Here is a 20,244-nt window from a genome sequence, read left to right as displayed (position 1 = left end):
GCCTTGTGCCGGCGTCGTCGTGTCTGCAGTCGAAAATACGCACGCACTTCACGGTGACGGTGGCATAAGGGCGCATGCTGCCCCCGGAGATCGACGATGTCCGCCACGCCGCAGTCTGCTTACGCGCCTCCGCCCCGCCATCCTCTCGTTACCGTGCTGGCCCTGTTGCTGATCGTGCTCGGCCTGGTCATCGGCGGCCTTGGTGCGTGGCTGCTCAGCCTCGGTGGCTCCTGGTACTACGCCATCGCCGGCCTGGGCCTGCTGGTCTGCGGCATCCTGTTGTGGGGCAATCGGCGTAGCGGTGCACTGCTGTATGCACTGGTGTTCATCGGCAGCCTGCTGTGGACCTGGTGGGAATCGGGCAGCGATTACTGGCGCTGGGTACCACGGCTGGGCCTGGTGACCGCCCTCGGCATCGTCCTGGCATTGCTGGCGCCGACCCTGCAGGCGCCGGTGCCCAGGCGGCTGTCGCGCAGCGTGGCCGCTGTACTGATGCTGGTCTTCGTGGCCGCCTTCGGCCTCGCGTTCACCCCGCATGGCATGGTCGAAGGGCATCAGCCGTTCCCGGAGCCGGCGGTCAGCGCCGGGCTTGATCCCACCCGTGACACCACCGGCCTGCAGCCTGCCGACCAGCCGGCCGAGGGTGACTGGCCGGCATGGGGGCGCAGCAATGCCGCCACCCGCTATTCGCCGCTGCAGCAGGTCACCCCGGAAAACGTGGGAACCCTGCAACTGGCATGGCAGTTCCGCACGGGCGACCTGCCGAAGAAGCGCTGGGGTGCGGAAACCACGCCACTGAAGATCGGTGATCGGTTGTACCTGTGCACCGCACGCAATCAGTTGATCGCCCTCGATGCCGGCAGCGGCAAGGAGCTATGGCGTTTCGACCCGAAGGTGAAGGATGCGTCGATCCCGTATACGGCCGCCTGCCGTGGCGTGTCCTATTACGAGCTGCCCAGCGCGCCGACCCTCGCCGATGCCGCACTGGCTGACGTGGCCGCCGATCTCGCGCTGCCCGCACCGCCGCCGACCCGCACCCACCAGAGCGCGGCGCCAGGGAGCCGCTCAGCCTGCAGCGCACGCATCATCGAAGGCACGCTGGACGGCCGCCTTATCGCGGTGGACGCCGACAGCGGTCGCCCCTGCGCGAATTTCGGCAACAACGGCCAGGTCGACATCACCCTGGGCATGGGCGAGGTGCCGCCGGGTTACGTATCGATCACCTCGCCGCCGGCGATCGTCCGCGGTGTCATCGTTACCGGCCACCAGGTACTGGACGGCCAGCGCCGCGACGCGCCCTCCGGCGTCATCCAGGCCTACGACGCGATCAGCGGCAAGCTGCGCTGGGCGTGGGACATGGACCAGCCCGAGCGCAGCGGCCTGCCACCGCGCGAGCAGACCTATACACGTGGCACACCGAACATGTGGACCACCGCTACCGGCGATGAAGCACTGGGCCTGGTGTACCTGCCGATGGGCAATTCCGCAGGCGACTACTGGAGTGGCTCGCGCACCGAAAACGAGAACAGGTACGCGACCTCGCTGGTCGCCATCGATGTGGCTACCGGCAAGCCGGTCTGGCATTTCCAGGCCGTGCGCAAGGACGTCTGGGACTACGACCTGGGTTCGCAGGCCAGCCTCATCGACTACCCGACGGCATCGGGCAAGGTGCCGGCGATCCTGCTGCCCACCAAGCAGGGCGACATGTACATCCTCGACCGTCGCAACGGCCAGCTGCTGACCCCGGCCGAAGAGCGCAAGGTGCCACAGGGCGGCGTGGAGCCCGAGCAGCGCGCCGCCACCCAGCTGTTCTCGCTGTACCACACGCTGCGGCGCGACGATGCGCTGACCGAGCGTGACATGTGGGGCATCACTCCCATCGACCAGCTGGTCTGCCGCATCCAGTTCCGCAAGGCGCATTACGAAGGTTTCTACACGCCGCCCAGCAGCGATCACCATTCCATCGAATACCCCGGCTACAACGGTGGCTCGGACTGGGGCAGCGTGGCCATCGATACGCGGCGTGGCGTGATCGTGGCCAACTACAACGACATGCCCAACTACAACCGGCTGGTGCCGCGCGCCGAAGCCGACCGCAAGGGCTGGCTGCCGCGCGAGCAGATGCGGGCCGACAAGGGCGGTGCCGAAGGAGCAGGGGATCCGCAGGTCGGTACGCCCTATGGCATCGACGTCAACGCCGGTTGGCGGCTGCCGTTCACCGGCCTGCTGTGCAAGCAGCCGCCCTATGGCGGTATCCGTGCGATCGACCTGCGCAGCGGAAAGCTGCTGTGGGACCGGCCGTTCGGCAGCGCACGTGGCAATGGCCCCTTCGGCATCCGTTCCGGCCTGCCCATTGAAATCGGCACGCCGAACAATGGCGGTTCGGTGGTGACCGCCAGCGGCCTGATCTTCATCGCCGCAGCGACCGACGACCTGCTGCGCGCCATCGACCTGAAGACCGGCAAGGAGCTGTGGCACACCAAGCTGCCAGCAGGTGGCCAGGCCAACCCGATGGTGTACGAGCAGGGCGGGCGGCAGTACGTGGTCATCATGGCTGGCGGACACCATTTCATGGAGACGCCGGCCGGGGATTACGTGATGGCGTATGCGTTGCCGCGATGAGCCGCAGGGCAGGCAACACCGACGGTCAGCAGCCACGACCCCTGTGGGCACATTCCCTACGCCACAGGGGTATCGCACAAGCGGTTAAACCGTGACCACCACCTTGCCGATCTGCTCATTCGATTCCAGGTAACGGTGTGCGTCCTGGATCTGCGCGAACGTAAACACCTTGGCGATCAGCGGCACCAGCACGCCCTTGTCCAGGCCATCGACGATGAACGCCTTCGCACGCGCCAGCGCCGCGTCGTCGGACACGATTTCCGAGTACAGGTAGCCCTTCAACGTCAGAGACTTGCCCAATACGTTGAACAGCGGGAACGGCGTGGGCTCGCTGCTCAGCGCGCCATACTCCAGCAAGATGCCGCCGCGTGCCATCGCTTCGGTGAGCGGCACGAACTGCGGGCCGCCGATGGGATCGAGCACCACGCGCGCGCCGGCACCTGCGGTGATGCGGGCAACTTCGGCCACCAGGTCCTGCTCCTGGGTGGCGATGACATGGGCGGCGCCGGCATCGAGCAGCGCCTGGCGCTTGCCCGGCCCACGGGTTACTGCAATCGGCGTTGCACCCACTGCATTGGCGATCTGGATCGCAGCCAGGCCAACGCTGCTTGACGCTGCAGTGATGATGACGAAATCGCCGGCACCCACCTTGGCCTGCTCCAGCAGCGCACCCCAAGCGGTGACGTACTGCATCCATACCGCAGCGGCCTGCTCGAAGCCCAGCGACGACGGGTGTTTCACCACCAGGCGCGCCGGCACGTTGGCCAGCTCGCCGTAGGTGCCCCAGCGGGCGATATCCAGCGGCGGCACGACGCTGACAGCATCGCCTGCAGCGAAGCCGGTCACCGCGCTGCCTACGGCTTCAACCAGGCCAGCCGCTTCATAGCCCAGGCGGCTCGGGAACTCTGCCTGCTGCAGATAGGCGCCGTTGCGGAACATCACCTCGGCGCGATTCAGGCCGATGGCCTTGACCCGGATCTGGATCTCATCGGCGGCAGGAGCGGGTACGTCGATATCGTCAACGCGCAGCACATCGGCGTCGCCATAGGCGTGGATGCGGACAACCTGGGTCATGGGGGTCTCCAAAGGGAACGCCGGCTGGTGGCCGGCAGGGGGAACAGAGCCCTACTGTGCGCGTGGCCGGCGAACGAAAGAAGGGGTAATCTGGCGTTTCATTGGAAAACAATAGTTTGCAATGGACCTTATCGCACCCCTGCGCAGCTTCGCCAAGGTGGCCGAGGTTGGCTCGTTCGCCGCAGCTGCCGACGCACTGGATCTGTCGCCGCAACTGGTCGGCAAGCATGTGCAGACGCTGGAGCAGCATCTGGGTGTGCGCCTGCTCAACCGCACCACGCGCAGGCAGAGCCTGACCGACTTCGGGCAGGCGTATCTGGCACGTGCCCGGATCATCCTGGAGGACGTGGAGAGTGCCGAGCAACTTGCCGAAATCGCGCGCGGGCGACCGATGGGCCGGCTGCGAATCAGTGCGCCGGTCACCTTCGGTGTGCATGCGCTGGGGCCGGCGGTGGTGGCCTACATGCAGCAGTATCCGGATGTGCAGGTGGATCTGAACCTGTCCAACAGCCTGGTCAACCTGATTGAAGACGGCTACGACCTGGTGTTCCGCACCGGTGATCTCGCCGACAGCGGCCTGGTCGCGCGGCGGCTGGGCCCGTACCCGCTGGCGCTGTGCGCTGCCCCCGGCTATCTGGCCGCGCGCCCACCGATTGTCCACCCGCAGGATCTGAGCCGCCACGAATGCCTGAGCTTCGCCCACTCGGTGATCCGTACGCGGTGGAGCTTCCACGACCCAAAAGGGCGGCGTGTTGACCGTGCCGGTGTCCAGTCGCTTCATGGTCAACCAAGCCGAGCCGCTGCTGACTGCTGCGGTCGGTGGCCTGGGACTGATCCTGCAGCCGTTCGAGATGATGTCCACCGCTCTGGCCAGCGGCGAACTGGTGGAAGTGCTGCCTCGATTCGTACCGGTGTCCACATCGATCAACCTGTTGTATCTCCGCGATCGCCAGGTGACGCCGAAGCTGCGCAGCTTCCTGGATTTCTGCGTGGCGCGCTTCACCGAAAAGAGCATGGCGCGTGAGCGTTGATCGAAGCGTTCGCACCGGGTGGTCACGTCGGTCGATTACGATGGCATTTCGTCACGCCCACGAAGGATCTGCCATCGCCCTGCTGCATCCCCCTGCGTCCTGTTTCGTCCGCCTCCGCTGCGGCGCCGGGTTGCTGCTGCTGATCGGCAGCGCCGTCACTGCCAGCGCGCAGACGCCTGCCGGTGCGCTTGCAGAATGGGAACTGCACGGCCGTGTCGAAGGCCTGGCCCGGCCCGACACCGTCTGCCAGGATTTCCTGCAGGCGATGGGACGAAAACCAGCCGAGCTGGAATACGTAGGCTGCACGCAGGACGACGATTCCTACATCCAGCCGATGGAAGCGCGGTATCGCGTCAGCGGCGCCTCGGCGGCGAAGATGGAAGCCTATCTGCAGCAGACCTTCGGTATGCCGCCACTGAAGTACGTCTGCTGTGGCTGGAGCAACGGCGCGCCTTACGTCTGGCGCGAGCGGCCGGGCAGCGTGAATTATCAGATCGGCATGGGCGTGGAATCGCTGCATCATCCGCGCACGCAGTGGAGCGCGATTCCCTCCTTCACGGTAACCGTTGCGGTGAACCGCAAAGGCCCCTGATGGCGTACGCTTGAAACCAGCCACTGGCGTACAAGGAATGACAACCATGCCTCCGATGCTGCTCCGTGTTGCTGCCATCACGCTTGCCCTGGCTCTGAGCCAGGTCGCCGTCGCCGCATCTCCCGAGCCGCTGCAGCTGCAGCAGGCCGAAGCGCTGACGTACTGGAAGCCGGTGGAAGGCACGTTCCGCCCACGACTGAATGCCGATCCCGGGCGCGTGCAGTTCGCCGACGAGGTGACCGTGGCCTATTCGGTCAACAGGCGCGGCCGGACGTATGACGTAAAGGTGGTGGATGCCAAGCCGTCGACGGCCTTCAGCGGCTGGGCGTTGAATGCAGTCAAGGCGATGCGCTTCACTGCAACGGACAGCAACACCGAGCGCACGCCGATCCGCAGCGAAATGACCGCACGCTGGGGCGGCGGCAAGTAGGGCGCTAGGTAGGTACCCGAACCATCTTCGACATCAGGTGTTCGACCACGCCCGCCGGGTCCGCCGTGCGGCCCACATGTGTGCTGGACATCTGCACCACCGAGCTGCGCTTGGCGGTCAGGAAATGGAAGCGCGCGCGCGCGGGAAGCTGCGCGATCGGGCCGGCGCCGGCATCGCCCCGGCAGATCGCCACGATGGCATCCAACCACGGCTGCAGCGCTTCAATATCCAGCGCCGGCGCGAAGGCGTGCAGGCGGGCGGCATCGATCTCGATTGCCGCTTCCAGGTGACGTGCACCCGGGCAGGACACGATCACCCCGACGTTGATGAACTCCTCGCGTTCCACCCGTGGTACCACGCGGATGACGGCATAGTCATACGTGTGCAGCGTGGGCACGGATGGCCTCCTGCACGAACACCGCACGCACCTTCAGGCGATGCTTCAGGTAGTTGATGTAGCCCTGCCGGTAAGCCTGGGGGCTGTCGAAGGCCGGCTCATCGACCAGCCAGCTGTCCGGCACCAGGCCGACGATTCGCTCGATTTCCGCATCAGGCAGGCGCGCAGCCATTTCGGCATCCACCTCGGCGATGCGGCTGGCGAACGACAGCAGCACGTGGTCACGGATCAGTACGAAGGGCTTCTCGCAGGCGTCGCCGGCATTGGCCCAGTCGTGATGGAAGTACATCGCCGCACCGTGGTCGATCAGATACAGCTTGCGATGCCAGACCATCAGGTTCGGATTGCGCGTGGTGCGGTCGACGTTGCTGGTGAGTGCATCAAACCAGACGATGCGCGAGGCCAGGTCGGCGTCCACCGGCATCGCCGCCGGATCGTAGTTGATCGCGCCGGGCAGGTAATCCAGGCCCAGGTTCAGGCCTTCGCTGGCGCGGATCAGGTCCTGGATCTCCGGGTCCGGCTCGGTGCGGGCGAACTCGCTGTCCAGCTCCACGAACAGGATCTCCGGAATCGGCAGGCCCATCGCGCGTGCAATCTCGCCCGCGATCAACTCGGCAATCAGCGCCTTGGGCCCCTGTCCAGCACCACGAAACTTGAGCACCGCCATACCGTCGTCGTCGGTCTCGACCACGGCGGGCAGTGAGCCACCTTCCCGCAAGGGGGTGATGTAGCGGAGGGCATGGACGGTACGCATGGGCGCATTCTAGCGTGGCCCATGCATGGGGTGCGCCGGGCGATGCCCGGCGCCGTCCCTGACCTCAGTGCGACAACGCGCTGCGCTGCTGTTCCTGCACCTGCTGGCGCGTCTGTTCCTGCGAGGCGTGGTCGGCCTGGCGCTGGTTGACGAGGGCGAGGCTGTCCAGGCTTTCCTGCACCGGCCGCTGCGCGGCTTCAGCCGTAGCTGCCGATGCGCGCAGCGACGCAGGATCATCCAGCGCGCCCTTCACCACGAACACGTTCTGTGCCGCGGCGACATCTCCCGCCCGGCGGCTGAGCACCACATGATCCACGCGGTCCAGGCCGTTCTCGCGGGCCAGCACCAGCAGGCTTGCGCTCAGACGTTCACTGGAGGCGTCGAAGCTACGGCCATTGGCGGCATCCAGTTCTGCCACCTTGCCGCGGATCTGGTCGTGCAGGGCACGGTCGTTGCCGCCCGCCAACGGCGCAGCCTGCGCCTCGGTCGGCACGGGTGTGGTTGCCTGTGCAGTGATGGGCACGTGGGCATAGGTGCCCTCGGTGTGGTCGAAATAGTGCAGCGTGGACGGCGAGGTGCTGGTATCGAAGTAGGGCTGCCGTGGCTGCGTGCCCTCACCCAGAGACAGGCCGTTCTGTTCCAGCAGGCTTTCCTGCAGGCCGAGCTTTGCCATGTTCACCGACATCCGGCTGATGCCATCGGGTGCCGGGTTCCTGGCCTCTTCCTCGCAGACCCGGCCGATGGCATAAGCAGCGTAGAAGTTCTGGTAGTCCGAATTGCCGTTGGGACCCAGCCGCGACGACACACCTTCATCGTAGTAGTGCTTGCCCATGCCCTCGATGTTGGCGGCAGTGGCGGTCATGCTCAGGTCTGCATTGAGTGTGAGGTCCGGGTGCGCGGCATAGGTCATCGGCGGGCCGGGCTGCACGCGCACGAACTCCTCTGCACGGTTACTTGCTTTGTAGAGATCTTCCAGCGTGGCGTCCGGGTTGGCGGTCTTGACCATGCCTACCAATGCGTTCCAGCCCTCGATGTTCGCCGATGCCTCGTCGCGCCGGTTGGCTGCGAGCAGGGTGCCGATGGCCTGGGTGTAGTCGTGGGTCGAATCGCGTGCGGCAATGTCTGCAATATCGGAATCAAACTGCTTATAGGCTCGTTCGGTCGCTGCATCATTGAACCCATGCTGTAGCTCATGGCCCAGTACGAAAGTCAGCTCTGCAGCGTCGTGCCTGTCCCGCGCTGGTGTGGACAGACTGGATGCCGGCAGGCTGATCGTCTTTGCGCCGCCGTCGTACTCGCCGCCCACACTGCTGTCGGCAGGCAGCAGCTCAAAGCGCTGCAGATGACCGGCGGCGATGGCCGAGTCGACCTGGGCTGCCAGCGCCGGAGAGTTGGCGATGGCCTTGCGAAGGTTGTCGACCTGATCGGTCGTTACATCGGGTTTTCCTGCAAATTCGGTCAGCAGGCGTTCCGTATCCGCTGAAAGCGTAGGCATGGTGCGGTGCTCCTTACTGCACGGTGACAAGGCGGACGCAGGCATGCACCGGCTCGCCAGACGGGGTCGGATTCTCAGCAATCGTGTCGACCTTGATGCTCAGGTTCGGGCGATCGAAACGGTCATGGATGATGCGGCCGTGCTCGCCGCGGACGGTTTCACGCTTGAAGCCCGCGGCCTGCAGACCCGAGGCGAACTGATCGAAGTCGACCTGGCAGATCGCCGATGCGTTGGCTTTACGCTCGGCGGTGGTGTCGATGAAATTGAGATCGAGACGCGTATCGGCGGCGCCAGCCGTCTTGATTTCGAGGCCGTAGCTCCATTCCGGCGTCAGCGTGCCGCCGTAGCCGAAGTGCCCCGGGCCGAAACGCTGCGCGGGTGCCTGCATGGCCTGCGATACCCGTTCAAGGGTCAGTTCACGGGTGGAGGTGGTGTCCTTGATCAGATCCAGCAGGCGCAACAGGAGTTGGTCTGCGGTGAGCGCAGACGGCGTTGCGGCGTCGGAGGCAGTCGATGCCATGGTAGCGGGTCCTTGAGAAGTCGACGAATGGTCAGTCGCGTGTGCGCAGGCGCAGAGCGAGGCCGCACTTAGGACGATTGTCCACGGCCGTGTGAATGCGTACCCAAACATAAGCGTTCCCTGCATGTTGAGCGCTGACCGTAAAGTGGGCCAGGTGAATCACAGGTTAAATGTAATTGACGATTGCTGGAATCGGGGCAGGGTGCGTTCGGCTCAGGTACTTGCTGCAAGCGGAGTGGCCCCGGGCCCGGATGCCACGGAACTTCTTCACTTCGCCATTCCGTCAGCGGTGGCAGCATCCAACCGTGTCGACGATCAAGCGCAGGCGTGGCCTTGCGTAGCGGGTCTCCATGCCGCTTTCCCGCGACCGGCACTCCGCAACTCGTATCCGGCACATTGCGCAGCGTTGAAGGTGGTCCTGCGAGGCCACTCCCCCGGCAAGGAGGCCCGCGATGCACTGTCTTGTTCACGCGTACCCCTACCGCATCAGCGGCCGGCCTGTTGCCCAGGCCAAACGCGTTGGTGTCGGCGAACATGCTGAAACCGCTGCTGCGGTTCATGCAGCGTCAGACAGAATTCTTCCGTGAGTTGAGCACCGATGGTTGGCTCTGCATCCCGCAGTGCGCAGAGCCACTACATGCATGCGAGTCGCCCCACGACGCTGCTTTGTTCGCAGCACTGGGCGCGCATCTCGTCCACGATGTCCACGCAGGCTTCCGAGGTGCACGATGAGCAACGAATCGAGAGGAGCCCTGCCGCCCCTGGATCTGGATGATGCCAAGGCCGCGCAGATGATTGGCAAGCTGGTGCTGGTGGGCGTTACCCGTTTTGGTGGCGATGGCCAGGTGCAGGGGCTGGAGCAGTTTGCCGGCACCGTGCTGAGGGTCAGTGCCGAAGAAGGGCTGGTGCTGGCCGATGGCGATGATGGCCATGAGCGCTACCTGCCGCCCATGCTGGACCAGTACCTGCCGGCCGCTCCGGGCGAGTACCAGTTGCGGTCCAGCGGGGTGACGGTGATCGATCCCGATTATCTGTCCACCTGGGAGTTGCACGCGCGGCAGTAGGCGAGGGGCACCAGAGAGGGGCCGGGCCAGGCAGGGCCACGCTTTGCAGGATGGGGCGACTAGCCCTTCCGGCCCATTTCCCGGTGGGCAGGGGGTGTTAGATTCGGCCCATGCCCGCCGTGCGGGTACCCAACTCACACCCCAGGGGAAAAGGATGCTCATCCGTCGTACCTCTCTGGCGGCGGCCGTTGCCGTTGCCACGCTCGGCCTGCTGGCCGCCGGCCCGGCCTTCGCCGACTACGCCAAGCCGCCGGAACACCTGCTCAAGGTGCTCAAGGCGCCGCCGCCGCCGGCACCGAACATCGACCCCAGCGGCCAGCGCCTGCTGCTGACCACCGCGCAGACCTATCCGTCCATCACCCGCGTCGCCCAGCCGTACCTGAAGCTGGCCGGCGTGCGCCTGGAACCGAAGAACCGCAGCCGCCACGACACCCCCGGCGGCTATGGTATTCCGGCCTGTGTGGCCGACTTCACCCTGGTCGAGATCGTCAGCGGCAAGAGCACCAAGGTGAACCTCCCGCAGGGCTGCGCAGGTGGCGCACAGTGGTCGGCCGATGGCAGCCGTTTCGCCTTCCAGAATGCCGTCGATACCAGCGTGCAGCTGTGGGTGGGCGACGCCGCCACCGGCCAGGTGAAGCAGGTGCCGAACGTGCAGTTGAACCCCATTTTCGGCAGCACGGTGCAGTGGCTGGGCGGCAGCCAGAACCTGCTGGTGAAGCTGGTGCCGGCCAACCAGGGGCCGGCGCCGTCCAACGGCGGCACGCCCACCGGCCCGGACGCGCAGGAGTCGCTGGGCAGCAGTGGGGAGAGCAGTACCTATGAAGCGCGCGACACGCTGACCAGCGTGCACGATGAAAAGCTGTTCGCCTATTACGGTGCCTCGCAGCTGGCGGTGGTCGATGCCGCTGCCGGCAGCGTGCGCCCGGTTGGCCAGCCGGCGCTGTACAACGACGTCAACGCCGCGCCCGATGGCGTGCATGTGCTGACCGAAACCCTGAAGGCGCCGTTCTCGCATGCGGTGACCTACCAGCGCTTCGCCAACGATGTGGCCGTGCTGGACCTGGCCAATGGCCGCAATACGGTTCTGGCGAGCCTGCCGCTGGCCGATCGCGTGCCGGTACACGGTGTCCCGGAAGGCCCGCGCGGCTATGACTGGCGCTCCACCGACCCGGCCACCCTGGTCTATGCCGAAGCGCTGGACAAGGGCGACTGGAAGGTGAGCGTGCCGCATCGCGATCGCGTGCTGATGCTGAAGGCCCCGTTCACCGGCAAGCCGGTGGAAATCGCCCGCACTGCACAGCGCTTCGAGGGCTTTGCGTGGTCGGCCGACCCGGCCGTGTCGTTCCAGTTCGAGAACGACGAGAACCGCCACTGGATGCAGACCCGTATCGTTGATGTGGACCAGCCGAAGAAGGAAGGTCGCCTGCTGTGGGACATGTCCAGCGATGAGCTGTACGGCAACCCGGGCAACCTGGTGTTCAAGCGCCTACCCAGCGGTGCGCCGGTGGTGCGCCAGGAGGGCAACACCGTGTTCCTGCGCGGGCAGGGGGCCTCGCCGCAGGGCGACCGTCCGTTCCTGGATGCGCTCGATCTGGCTACGTTGAAAACCGAACGCCTGTTCCGCAGTGATGCCGATGCGTACGAGCAGTTCCTGGGGTTCAGCAATACACCGGGTCGCTTCCTGACCTGGCACCAGTCGGTGATGGACCCGCCGAACGCATTCGTGCGTCTGCTCGGTGAGCGCATCAACGATGCCAAGGCCGGCGAGGCACAGTTCCAGTCCAAGCCTGCTGCGTTGACCAAGCTGCTCGACCCGACCCCGGAAGTGCGGCAGATCCAGAAGCGCCTGGTGACCTACAAGCGCGCCGATGGCGTGGACCTGTCGTTCACCCTGTACACGCCGCCGGGCTACAAGGAAGGCCAGCGCGTGCCGGCGATCCTGTACGCATACCCGGCCGACTTCGCCAATGCCGCGCAGGCCGGCCAGGTCTCCGGTTCGCAGCAGACGTTCACCCGTCTGCAGCCGTACCGCCTGATGCTGCTGGCCGGCTACGCGATCATCGACAACGCCTCGTTCCCGATCGTGGGTGATCCGAAGAACGCCTACGACACCTATCTGGAACAGCTGGAAGCCGACGCCAAGGCGGCGGTGGACAAGGCCGTGGAGCTGGGCGTGGTCGACCGCAACCGTATCGGCGTGACCGGCCACAGCCATGGTGGCCTGATGACCGCCAATCTGATCGCCCACACCAACCTGTTCAAGGCCGGCGTGGCGACCAGTGGCTCGTACAACAAGACCTTCACCCCGTTCGGCTTCCAGAACGAGCGGCGTTCGGTATGGCAGGCGCAGGATGTGTACCTGAAGGCGTCGCCCTTCTTCTATGCCGACAAGATCAAGCTGCCGCTGCTGCTGGTCCACGGCGAGGACGATGCCAACCCGGGCACCGAGCCGTTCCAGTCGCGCAAGCTGTACCAGGCGATCCGCGGCAATGGTGGTACCACCCGTCTGGTGATGCTGCCCAACGAGCCGCACTGGTACACCGCGCTGGAATCGAACGAGCAGCTGGTGTCGGAAATGCTGAATTGGTTCGACACTTACGTGAAGAACGCGAAGTAATCCGGCAAGGCCGCCCTCCGGGGCGGCCTTTCTGTTTCAGCTGTCCTGTCCAGGTATCCCCCTGTGGGTGTTGCGTAACCATCTGTGATGCAGGCATGGATCGGCCACAAAGCTGCGGTACGCTGCGCATCTGATGTCCGCTACGGGTTCGCTCCATGAAGGCCTTCATCCTCGCCGTATCGCTGTCGATGTCCGTTGTCCCGGGCATTGCATTCGCCCAGCCGCTGCCGGCCGAGCTTGCAGCGTTGGGCATCACTGCCGGCATGCCCTACAGCAAGGCCAAGCGCCTTCTTGATGCCGCAGGATGGCAGGCCAGCCCGCCACGCGATGCACCTGAAGTATTGGACGGTTTCCCGGAAGTGGGTTGCCAGAAGGGCGGCAACAATTGCAGCAGCACCTTCGCCAAGGATGGGCAGCAGGTTGCTCTGCAGGTGGGAACCACGCTGGCGGGCCAACCCTTCGTGCAGGGCGGCCGCTGAGCAGGACGCGCACTCAGCCCAGCGGCAGGTTATCCAGCGCACGCGACATCCGGTCATGCAGGTCGCGCACGCGTTCGGCCTTGGCATCCACGCGGCGCTCATCGCCGAAACTGCGGACATAGGCGCATGCAGCGAAGCCGGCGCTTTCCCTTTCGTATTCGGCGATCCACGCCAGGCGGTCGGGGTTGCTGGCCTGCTCGGCCGACCAGGCCGCTACCGGCGGGCGGATGCGCGCGATGATGCCAAGCCGCCACGGTTTGGGTGTCAGCCGCGCACGGAAGCAATGCTGCAGCGTGCACATGCGTGCATACAACGCGTCGGTGCCCAACGCCTTGAAGAAGGCATGCACCTGCGCATCCTGTGGTTCGAACGTGGCATGCATCGCCAGTATGCGCAGCCCGGCCGGGGTGCGGTAAGCGCGCAGGTGCCAGTCGGGGTGGTGCTCGACAAATGCCTGTACGCGCTGCAGTGCGATGCCCTCGACGCCGCCGGCCCGGGCGAGCCGTCGCTTGCGCCGCCCCGACAGGATCTGGTTGACCACCACCATCGCGATGCCGCCGGCCGCCAGGCCGATGTTGAAGTTGCCCAGCGCACCGCCGATCAGCGCACCGGCCGCCAGCAGCCCCAGCGCTCCGAGCAGCGGCAATGCGCAGCCTGAGGGAGTGGGCACGTGGTCGATATCCGCAAACAGCACATCGGGGGTGTTCAGGCACAGCGCGCCGTAACTGTTGCGGGTGACAATGACATCATCCCTGCGCTGCACGATCTGCTCGCGGATCGGGATGCCTTCCACGCCGTAGTTGGTCCGTCGCTCGCGACGCGGCACGGACTGGCCACTGAGGATGGCATCAAGCGCTTCGCGTGCACGAGCATCGGCGTGGGCCTGCGCGGCGTCCTGGTCGTCGTCGGACCAGCCGAACCGGCGTACCACCACCGCGCGGCCTCTGTACCTGTCCTGCAGACGGGCTTCGGCCCAGTAGGCTGGAACGATCATCATCCTGTCTTCCCCTTGCTTCCATGGCAGCCGCTCGCCGCGAGTCTGGCACAGCAGGGGAGGGCGTTGCACGATACGGCAGCGCATGCGCCGACGCGGTGGTAGATTGCGCGCTTCGCGTGCACTCCACCAAGGACGGAGCCATGTTCGTGTCATTGCGCTGCCTGCTTGCCCTGGCCCTCGGCGGGGTGATCGGCGCCACCCAGGCGGCGGTGTCGGGACCGGAAATCCTGACCGCCGATGCCACCCGTTTCTACGCGCTGTACGAGGCCGCTGGCGGCAAGCCCAGCGTGGCCCAGCTTGAGCAGTACCTGGCACAGGGCACGCCGAGCCTGGCCCAGTTCGCCAAGCTGCGCCGGGTCACCGCCCAGCGCATGGCCGAAGCGATGGCGCGCGACCCTGCGCTGTACGCCAATGGACGGGCCTGCCTGGCGGAGTTGCCGGCGGTGCGGCAGCGACTGGTGCAGGTGTTCGCTAATCTGCATGCGATCTATCCGCAGGCGAAGTTTCCGCCGGTGGCGATCGTGGTGGGGCGCGGCAAGCCGGTGGGCATGACGTATCCCGATGGGGTGGTGATCGGCCTGGAAGCACTGTGCGCCGCCGAATTCATGAACGCCAACGCGCAGGACCGCTTCGTGCACGTGATCGCGCATGAGTATGTGCATATCCAGCAGACCGGTGTGAGCGAGTACGAAGCAGGCGACCCGCGGGCGACGGTGCTGCGCGAGTCGCTGGGCGAGGGGATCGCCGAGTTCATCGCCGAGCTGATTTCCGGCAACGTTGGCAATGGCCGGCATGCCGGTTGGACGCGGGGCAGGGAAGTGCATATCGAAAGCGCCTTCGCGCTGGACGTGGACAGCACCGATCTGACGCCCTGGCTGTACAACCACACGCCGGGTTCGCAGGAGCCCTACGACCTGGGTTACTGGGTGGGCTACCGCATCGCCAAGGCGTACTACCTGCAGGCCGGCAACAAGCGCGATGCCGTGCGCGCGCTGATCCAGCAGGACAACCCGAAGGCGATCCTGCAGGCCAGCGGCTGGACGCCAGGGATGTGGATGCCGGCCAAGGTGACGGGTGTGGCGGCAAGGGCGGCTGCATCGGCCAAGTGACCATTGGCAGGCCGCGCTAGACTGCCCCAGGTCGACAACGGAGGATGCTCATGCGCAGGAGGACTTCACTGGCCTGGCTGCTGGCCGGATCGCTCATGGCGGGGCTGGCCACGCCAGTGTTGGTGCAGGCGGCCAGCAATCCATTGCTGACCAAGCCAGTGGAGCAGGTGCAGCCAGACGAAGTGCGCTTCATGCAGCAGCGTCTGTCCGATTGGCCGCAGCTGCAGAGGTACCGCGCAGCCAATGCTGCATTGCCCGCGCCACGGGCCGAGCAGTCACGTGTGGTGTTCTTCGGCGATTCGATCACCGAGGGCTGGGGCAAGGAAGGCAGCAGCACGTTCTTCCCCGGCAAGGGTTACCTCAATCGCGGCATCAGCGGGCAGACCACCGCACAGATGCTGGTGCGCTTTTCGCAGGATGTGCTGGCGCTGCGCCCGAATGTGGTGGTGATCCTGGCCGGCACCAATGACATCGCCGGGAACACCGGCCCATCCACGCAGGCGATGATCGAGGACAACCTGCAGGCCATGCTGGATCTGGCGAAAGCGCATGGCATTGCGGTGGTGCTGGCGTCGGTGTTGCCGGTCAGCGAGTACCCGTGGATGCCGGGCATAGCACCTGCACCCAAGGTGCGTGCATTGAATGCTGCGTTGAAGCGGCAGGCCGATGCGCGCGGGCTGGTCTATCTGGACTACCACACGCCGATGGCCAACCGTGCCGGCGGACTGGATGCGCAGTTGGCAACCGATGGCGTGCACCCGACGGCGAAGGGCTATGCGCTGATGGCACCGCTGGCCGAGGCGGCGATCAAGCGCAGGCGAACGCGCCCAAGCGCTGAGATTGGAGTAGTGCCGGCCGCTGGCCGGCAACCTCGATCTGCATGCCGAACGGATTACCGGCCAGCGGCCGGCACTATCCTATCGCCAGTTCCGCCAGCAGCCACTCACAGAAACGCATCACCAGCGGATCGCGCGCGCTGTCCTCGTGCAGCAGCCAGCTCCAGCGCGGTCCGCGTACGTACGCCTCATCCAGCGGCTGCAGCACGCCCTGTGCGCGCGCCGGTGCGGCCAGCAGTTCGCTGACCAGTGCAATGCCCAGGCCCTGGCACGCGGCATCCAGCAGCTGTCCTGGCTCGGAGAAATTCAGGCCTTCGCGTTGCTGGCCGACATCGGCACCGCCCTGCACCTGCCACTGGCTCCAGTCCATTTCGCGCTCGCCATGCAGCGTTAGACGTTCGTGCACCGGTGTGGCGAGCAGGGACGGATGGCAGGCGGGATAGAGACGGTCCTGCAGCAGCACGCGATGCTCGCAATGCGCCTGTGCCTGCAGATCATCGCGAACGCTGATGTCCAGCGTCTGCGCGGTCATGTCCGGCGCCTCTTCGCTGGTCAACAGCCACAAATCGGCCTGCGGCTGCTGGCGGCGGAACTCGCCCAGCCGCGGTACCAGCCAGTGGCGCGCGAAGGCGGGGCTGGTGTTGACGATCAGTTGATTCGGCTTGCGGTACTGATCGAGCCGACGAATGCCACTGGCCAGCTGGCGCAGCAGCGACTGTGTGGTTTCCAGCAGGTCGATGCCGGCATCGGTGAGGGTCACGCTGCGGCCCTGGCGGAAGAACAACGGCTGTTCCAGAGAGTCCTCCAACCCGCGGATCTGCTGGCTGATGGCAGACTGGCTCAGGTGCAGTTCCTCGGCCGCACGATGGAAGCTGCCGAGCCGGGCGGCAGCTTCGAAGCCGCGCAGAGCGTTCAGTGAGGGCCAATGCTTGAGCATGATTGATAAGCCTGGCTGATCGTATTTCCACTGAATCTATCGTTTGTTCTCCTCCATCTGCAAGGGCAACATGGGTCTGTCGCGCATCAGCCGGTGCGCATGAACCGATCAGCTGGACTTCACGGTCCGCCCCTGGAGCCTGTCATGTCTACCCGCCGCCATTTCATCACCCAACTCGCCGCTACCGCCGGCCTGGGCGGCTTGGCCGCACTGGGCCTGGGTGGACTGCCCGCCCAGGCCCGTGCCGCTGCGCCGGCCGGGTGGCAGATGCCCGATGAGCACGGGCCGCAGGAGCGGGTCTTCCTGGCCTTCGCCGCACAGCCGCGGGTATGGGGCGCGCAGGCCGATGCGGTGAACACCGCCGTGGCACGGCTGGCGCGCACCATCGCCCGTCATCAGCCGGTCAGCGTGCTGTGCCGCCCTGCACAGCGCCGGCAGGCGCAGGACCGCTGCGGCCGCGACAACATCGAGTTCCTCGAAGTGCCGCTGGATGACATTTGGGTGCGCGATTACGGCGGCTGTTTCGTGACCAACGACCAGGGCCGCCTCGGCCTGGTCGACTTCAACTTCAATGGCTGGGGCGGCAAGCAGAGTGCGCGCAACGATGGTGCGGTAGCACCGTGGCTGGCGCAGATGACCGGCGCGACGCTGCTGGAAAGCGATCTGGTGGGCGAGGGCGGTGGCATCGAAGTCGATGGTCACGGCACCGCGATCCTGACCGAGAGCTGCTGGGTGAACCGCAACCGCAATCCAGATTGGTCACGCGCGGATATCGAAGCGGAGTTGAAGCACCACCTGGGCCTGCGCAAGGTGATCTGGTTACCCGGCATTGCTGGCGAAGACATCACCGATGCGCATGTGGATTTCTACGCACGCTTCGTGCGCCCCGGCGTAGTGATCGCCAACCTGGACAACGACCCGGAATCGTACGATTACGATCTGACCCGCGAGCATCTGCAGATCCTGCGCGAGGCCACTGATGCCGACGGTCGCAGGCTGCAGGTGCACACGCTTCCGCCGCCGCTGGGCGGCCGCGATAACGTACATACCCGTGACAACGATGATCTGGCCCGGGGCTACATCAATTACCTGCCGATCAACGGCGCGGTGATCGCACCGCAGTTTGGTGATGTGCGCGCCGACGGCTATTGCCGCGAACTGCTGGAAGACCTGTATCCCGGTCGCACGATCGAGCAGGTCGACATCGATGCGATCGCCGGTGGCGGTGGCGGCATCCACTGCGTGACCAAGAACATGCCGCGGGTGTAGTGCACCGGCGCGGCGCCGCTGCGATAGAGTGTCCACCGAGCCGGCCGCGCACGGTGGCCGCCAAGGACGACGAGGCAGGGAATGCAGAACGGAATCGGCAGCAGGCTGCGCTTGGCCGGCGTGGGCGCGGTACTGATGTTTGCAGGTCAGGCGAGCGCCATTGCCGCGCCTGCAGCGTCACCGGTCACACGTGAGGCGGTGGCCGGCATTTCCCTGAGCGAATGGACCGCGCGTTGGTGGCGCTGGGCTCACGAGCAGAGGGTTGCGCCTTACCTGGATCCCGATGGTCGCCTGTGCGAACTGGGCCAGGAGGGGCCGGTCTGGAACCTGGCAGGAACCAATGGCCGCTTCCAGCCACGCAGGCAGTGCGTGGTGCCCGAAGGTAGGCACCTGTTGCTGCCCATCATCAACATGGCCAGCTACCAGACCGGGGAAGACGTCTCCTGCGAGGAGCTGCAGGCCGGCGCGGCGATCAACAACGACTATCTTGTCAGCGCTGTGGTGCTGCTGGACGGGCAGCCGTTGGGTGACATGCGCCTGCACCGGGTGAAGAGCGAAGGTTGCTTCCGCATGGATCCGGATGACGACGACTCGAGATTGGCTGCGGCCGACGGCTACTGGCTGATGCTCAAGCCACTGACGCCCGGTCGGCACACCGTGAGCGTCGGCGCCAACTATGGCGCGCCCGAAGGTGGCGCGTATAGCGAGATGCGGCAGACCTTCGAGTATGTGCTGCATGTGGGTGGCCGCACGCAGATCACCTTCGTGACCCCCATGATGCTGGAGGTGTCTGCCCCCTGATCTGCGCGGCAGGGGTCAATCATGGTCCTGCTTCAACGCCAGGTCGGCAGCCAGCAGCGCCTCGGCTGCCGCACTCAGGGCCGGCGAGGGCGGAGCAACCACGCCGATCGATTCCATCATCTGCGGCATGCCGACGAACTGCCGCGCACGGCGATCGTAGATGCCGGTGATCAGCAGTGCACGCGTGGCGGTTTTCTGCTCCGGGCCGATCAGTACGCGCTGCTCCATGATGCCGCGCGTGCCAACCCAGCCGACCAGCCGCGTTTCCAGGGTGAAGCGCTGGAACGGCTTCAGCTCGCGCCGGAACTGGATGGTGCCGGCGCCAACGATCGGCGCCCACTTCTCACGCAGGGCCACCTTGCCCAGGCCCATGCGCAGGATCAGGTCCAGCCGGCCCAGGTCGAAGATGTTCCAGTAGCGGCCGTTGGTCATGTGCAGGTTGCTGTCCAGGTCGTTGGGCAGCACCCGGAACTGCAGGCGGGAGACGCCGAACGGGGCCTCCAGCTTCGGACGGAACAGGCTGCACAGCAGCAGGTGGAGCAGGCGGAACCAGAGATTCATGGTTATGACGACTGTTATAGAACGGTCGATACGCTAGTCTATGACGACTGTCTTAGCAAGGAGCCGGCCGTGAGCCCGCGATCGTCCGATGCCCCCCAGCGTGTGATTGATGCCGCAGCGCAGATGCTCGCGCGTGTGGGCCTCAACGCGACCAGCATCCGCGAGGTGACCAAACTGGCTGATGCGCCGCTGGGGTCCACGTATCACCACTTCCCGGGCGGCAAGCAGGAATTGTTGGCACGGGCCACCACGATGGCCGGCGACAAGGTGGAGGCGCTGCTGATCGAACTGCTGAAGGGCGGCGCGGTGCAGGGGTTGCAGCAGTTCCTGGCGCTGTGGCGCGAGCGCCTGCTGCGCACCGGTTTTCGTGCCGGCTGCCCGGTGCTGGCGGCAGCCGTCGAGGAGCCGGTGGAGGCCCTGCCGAGCCAGCCACGTGCGGCGGCCGCCGAGGTGTTTGCCCGCTGGCAGGGGCACCTGGCTGAGGCGTTCGTCGCCGATGGGCACGCGCCTGCCCAGGCGACCGGCCTGGCCAGCCTGGTGATTGCCAGTGTGGAAGGCGCAGTGGCGATGAGCCGTGCACTGCAGGACATCACCCCGTTCGACCAGGTGGCTGCGCAGTTGTTGAAGGCAGCCGCACTGCCTGCCTGAGCGGCGCGCGG

19 protein-coding genes and 2 pseudogenes are annotated in these 20,244 nt (G+C 65.8%); 13 read left to right on the top strand and 8 right to left on the bottom strand.

Annotated features, from left to right (window positions below; translation table 11 throughout):
* Positions 1-96: 96 nt before the first annotated feature.
* Positions 97-2,622, top strand: coding sequence for a membrane-bound PQQ-dependent dehydrogenase, glucose/quinate/shikimate family (locus AC07UW_RS13620; RefSeq protein ID WP_495212242.1), 2,526 nt, complete (start codon positions 97-99; stop codon positions 2,620-2,622).
* A gap of 84 nt (positions 2,623-2,706) precedes the next feature.
* On the opposite strand, the gene AC07UW_RS13615 is transcribed toward AC07UW_RS13620, so the two are convergent.
* Positions 2,707-3,696 carry a zinc-dependent alcohol dehydrogenase family protein gene (locus AC07UW_RS13615; RefSeq protein ID WP_495212241.1) on the bottom strand — a complete coding sequence of 330 codons (990 nt, stop codon included), beginning with the start codon at positions 3,694-3,696 and terminating at the stop codon, positions 2,707-2,709.
* Positions 3,697-3,817: 121 nt separating this feature from the next.
* Between AC07UW_RS13615 and AC07UW_RS13610 the strand changes: the two are divergent.
* The 4 genes and pseudogenes from AC07UW_RS13610 to AC07UW_RS13595 form a co-directional block, all read left to right on the top strand.
* Positions 3,818-4,372: pseudogene (locus tag AC07UW_RS13610) on the top strand (LysR family transcriptional regulator); the annotation flags it as partial.
* A 103-nt stretch (positions 4,373-4,475) separates the two neighbouring features.
* Positions 4,476-4,727 carry a LysR substrate-binding domain-containing protein gene (locus AC07UW_RS13605; protein WP_495212240.1) on the top strand — a complete coding sequence of 84 codons (252 nt, stop codon included), beginning with the start codon at positions 4,476-4,478 and terminating at the stop codon, positions 4,725-4,727.
* Positions 4,728-4,767: 40 nt separating this feature from the next.
* Positions 4,768-5,319 (top strand): DUF4952 domain-containing protein, encoded by a 552-nt coding sequence (locus AC07UW_RS13600; RefSeq protein ID WP_495212239.1) that lies wholly within the window; start codon positions 4,768-4,770, stop codon positions 5,317-5,319.
* A gap of 46 nt (positions 5,320-5,365) precedes the next feature.
* Entirely contained in the window at positions 5,366-5,749 is a 384-nt protein-coding gene (locus AC07UW_RS13595) for an energy transducer TonB (RefSeq protein ID WP_495212238.1), read from the top strand.
* A gap of 4 nt (positions 5,750-5,753) precedes the next feature.
* Here the strand turns inward: AC07UW_RS13595 and AC07UW_RS13590 are convergent, their stop codons facing one another.
* The 4 genes from AC07UW_RS13590 to AC07UW_RS13575 form a co-directional block, all read right to left on the bottom strand.
* The gene (locus tag AC07UW_RS13590; protein WP_312107845.1) at positions 5,754-6,146 is read right to left on the bottom strand and encodes a DUF3037 domain-containing protein; all 393 of its coding nucleotides are present in this window, start codon (positions 6,144-6,146) and stop codon (positions 5,754-5,756) included.
* Positions 6,124-6,900: a HipA family kinase gene (locus tag AC07UW_RS13585; RefSeq protein ID WP_223495607.1), complete on the bottom strand. Its 777-nt coding sequence runs from the start codon at positions 6,898-6,900 to the stop codon at positions 6,124-6,126. Before AC07UW_RS13585 ends, AC07UW_RS13590 begins: the two co-directional genes overlap by 23 nt.
* A 64-nt stretch (positions 6,901-6,964) precedes the next feature.
* Positions 6,965-8,395: an XVIPCD domain-containing protein gene (locus AC07UW_RS13580; RefSeq protein ID WP_495212237.1), complete on the bottom strand. Its 1,431-nt coding sequence runs from the start codon at positions 8,393-8,395 to the stop codon at positions 6,965-6,967.
* A 13-nt stretch (positions 8,396-8,408) separates the two neighbouring features.
* On the bottom strand, positions 8,409-8,915 hold the full coding sequence (locus tag AC07UW_RS13575; protein WP_495212236.1) for a hypothetical protein: 507 nt from the start codon (positions 8,913-8,915) through the stop codon (positions 8,409-8,411).
* 728 nt (positions 8,916-9,643) lie between these two features.
* Between AC07UW_RS13575 and AC07UW_RS13570 the strand changes: the two genes are divergently transcribed.
* The 3 genes from AC07UW_RS13570 to AC07UW_RS13560 all read left to right on the top strand — a co-directional run bounded on the left by AC07UW_RS13570 (position 9,644) and on the right by AC07UW_RS13560 (position 13,075).
* The gene (locus AC07UW_RS13570; protein WP_025876944.1) at positions 9,644-9,979 is read left to right on the top strand and encodes a hypothetical protein; all 336 of its coding nucleotides are present in this window, start codon (positions 9,644-9,646) and stop codon (positions 9,977-9,979) included.
* Positions 9,980-10,133: 154 nt separating this feature from the next.
* A complete protein-coding gene (locus AC07UW_RS13565; RefSeq protein ID WP_313248634.1) occupies positions 10,134-12,596 on the top strand; it encodes a S9 family peptidase in 2,463 nt (820 codons plus the stop codon).
* 155 nt (positions 12,597-12,751) lie between these two features.
* The gene (locus tag AC07UW_RS13560) at positions 12,752-13,075 is read left to right on the top strand and encodes a hypothetical protein (protein ID WP_099842986.1); all 324 of its coding nucleotides are present in this window, start codon (positions 12,752-12,754) and stop codon (positions 13,073-13,075) included.
* Positions 13,076-13,088: 13 nt separating this feature from the next.
* Here AC07UW_RS13560 and AC07UW_RS13555 read toward each other — a convergent pair whose 3' ends face one another.
* Positions 13,089-14,072: a hypothetical protein gene (locus AC07UW_RS13555; protein WP_223495595.1), complete on the bottom strand. Its 984-nt coding sequence runs from the start codon at positions 14,070-14,072 to the stop codon at positions 13,089-13,091.
* A gap of 140 nt (positions 14,073-14,212) precedes the next feature.
* Between AC07UW_RS13555 and AC07UW_RS13550 the strand changes: the two genes are divergently transcribed.
* Positions 14,213-15,181, top strand: coding sequence for a DUF2268 domain-containing putative Zn-dependent protease (locus AC07UW_RS13550; RefSeq protein WP_495212235.1), 969 nt, complete (start codon positions 14,213-14,215; stop codon positions 15,179-15,181).
* Between the two features lie 95 nt (positions 15,182-15,276).
* A pseudogene (locus tag AC07UW_RS13545) lies at positions 15,277-15,996 on the top strand (SGNH/GDSL hydrolase family protein); the annotation flags it as partial.
* Positions 15,997-16,093: 97 nt separating this feature from the next.
* Here AC07UW_RS13545 and AC07UW_RS13540 read toward each other — a convergent pair.
* Entirely contained in the window at positions 16,094-16,954 is an 861-nt protein-coding gene (locus AC07UW_RS13540) for a LysR family transcriptional regulator (RefSeq protein ID WP_495212234.1), read from the bottom strand.
* Between the two features lie 144 nt (positions 16,955-17,098).
* Between AC07UW_RS13540 and AC07UW_RS13535 the strand changes: the two genes are divergently transcribed.
* Together AC07UW_RS13535 and AC07UW_RS13530 are read left to right on the top strand one after the other, a co-directional pair.
* Positions 17,099-18,223: an agmatine deiminase family protein gene (locus AC07UW_RS13535; protein WP_495212233.1), complete on the top strand. Its 1,125-nt coding sequence runs from the start codon at positions 17,099-17,101 to the stop codon at positions 18,221-18,223.
* Positions 18,224-18,304: 81 nt separating this feature from the next.
* Positions 18,305-19,024 (top strand): hypothetical protein, encoded by a 720-nt coding sequence (locus tag AC07UW_RS13530; RefSeq protein ID WP_495212232.1) that lies wholly within the window; start codon positions 18,305-18,307, stop codon positions 19,022-19,024.
* Positions 19,025-19,039: 15 nt separating this feature from the next.
* Here AC07UW_RS13530 and AC07UW_RS13525 read toward each other — a convergent pair whose 3' ends face one another.
* Entirely contained in the window at positions 19,040-19,585 is a 546-nt protein-coding gene (locus tag AC07UW_RS13525; protein WP_080148474.1) for a thioesterase family protein, read from the bottom strand.
* Positions 19,586-19,654: 69 nt separating this feature from the next.
* Between AC07UW_RS13525 and AC07UW_RS13520 the strand changes: the two genes are divergently transcribed.
* Positions 19,655-20,233 (top strand): TetR/AcrR family transcriptional regulator, encoded by a 579-nt coding sequence (locus tag AC07UW_RS13520; RefSeq protein ID WP_495212231.1) that lies wholly within the window; start codon positions 19,655-19,657, stop codon positions 20,231-20,233.
* The last annotated feature ends 11 nt before the right edge of the window (positions 20,234-20,244 follow it).

This window comes from Stenotrophomonas sp. GW821-FHT02D01 (assembly GCF_059421765.1).
Note: the sequence above shows the minus strand (reverse complement) of the source record. Positions and strands in the feature narration are given on the sequence as shown.

Excerpts from the sequence above, each read along its gene's own strand:
- AC07UW_RS13620 (WP_495212242.1), top strand. The coding sequence starts at position 97 with ATGTCCGCCACGCCGCAGTCTGCTTACGCGCCTCCGCCCCGCCATCCT.
- AC07UW_RS13615 (WP_495212241.1), bottom strand. The coding sequence starts at position 3,696 with ATGACCCAGGTTGTCCGCATCCACGCCTATGGCGACGCCGATGTGCTG.
- AC07UW_RS13605 (WP_495212240.1), top strand. The coding sequence starts at position 4,476 with ATGGTCAACCAAGCCGAGCCGCTGCTGACTGCTGCGGTCGGTGGCCTG.
- AC07UW_RS13600 (WP_495212239.1), top strand. The coding sequence starts at position 4,768 with ATGGCATTTCGTCACGCCCACGAAGGATCTGCCATCGCCCTGCTGCAT.
- AC07UW_RS13595 (WP_495212238.1), top strand. The coding sequence starts at position 5,366 with ATGCCTCCGATGCTGCTCCGTGTTGCTGCCATCACGCTTGCCCTGGCT.
- AC07UW_RS13585 (WP_223495607.1), bottom strand. The coding sequence starts at position 6,900 with ATGCGTACCGTCCATGCCCTCCGCTACATCACCCCCTTGCGGGAAGGT.
- AC07UW_RS13580 (WP_495212237.1), bottom strand. The coding sequence starts at position 8,395 with ATGCCTACGCTTTCAGCGGATACGGAACGCCTGCTGACCGAATTTGCA.
- AC07UW_RS13575 (WP_495212236.1), bottom strand. The coding sequence starts at position 8,915 with ATGGCATCGACTGCCTCCGACGCCGCAACGCCGTCTGCGCTCACCGCA.
- AC07UW_RS13570 (WP_025876944.1), top strand. The coding sequence starts at position 9,644 with ATGAGCAACGAATCGAGAGGAGCCCTGCCGCCCCTGGATCTGGATGAT.
- AC07UW_RS13565 (WP_313248634.1), top strand. The coding sequence starts at position 10,134 with ATGCTCATCCGTCGTACCTCTCTGGCGGCGGCCGTTGCCGTTGCCACG.
- AC07UW_RS13560 (WP_099842986.1), top strand. The coding sequence starts at position 12,752 with ATGAAGGCCTTCATCCTCGCCGTATCGCTGTCGATGTCCGTTGTCCCG.
- AC07UW_RS13555 (WP_223495595.1), bottom strand. The coding sequence starts at position 14,072 with ATGATGATCGTTCCAGCCTACTGGGCCGAAGCCCGTCTGCAGGACAGG.
- AC07UW_RS13550 (WP_495212235.1), top strand. The coding sequence starts at position 14,213 with ATGTTCGTGTCATTGCGCTGCCTGCTTGCCCTGGCCCTCGGCGGGGTG.
- AC07UW_RS13540 (WP_495212234.1), bottom strand. The coding sequence starts at position 16,954 with ATGCTCAAGCATTGGCCCTCACTGAACGCTCTGCGCGGCTTCGAAGCT.
- AC07UW_RS13535 (WP_495212233.1), top strand. The coding sequence starts at position 17,099 with ATGTCTACCCGCCGCCATTTCATCACCCAACTCGCCGCTACCGCCGGC.
- AC07UW_RS13530 (WP_495212232.1), top strand. The coding sequence starts at position 18,305 with ATGCAGAACGGAATCGGCAGCAGGCTGCGCTTGGCCGGCGTGGGCGCG.
- AC07UW_RS13525 (WP_080148474.1), bottom strand. The coding sequence starts at position 19,585 with ATGAATCTCTGGTTCCGCCTGCTCCACCTGCTGCTGTGCAGCCTGTTC.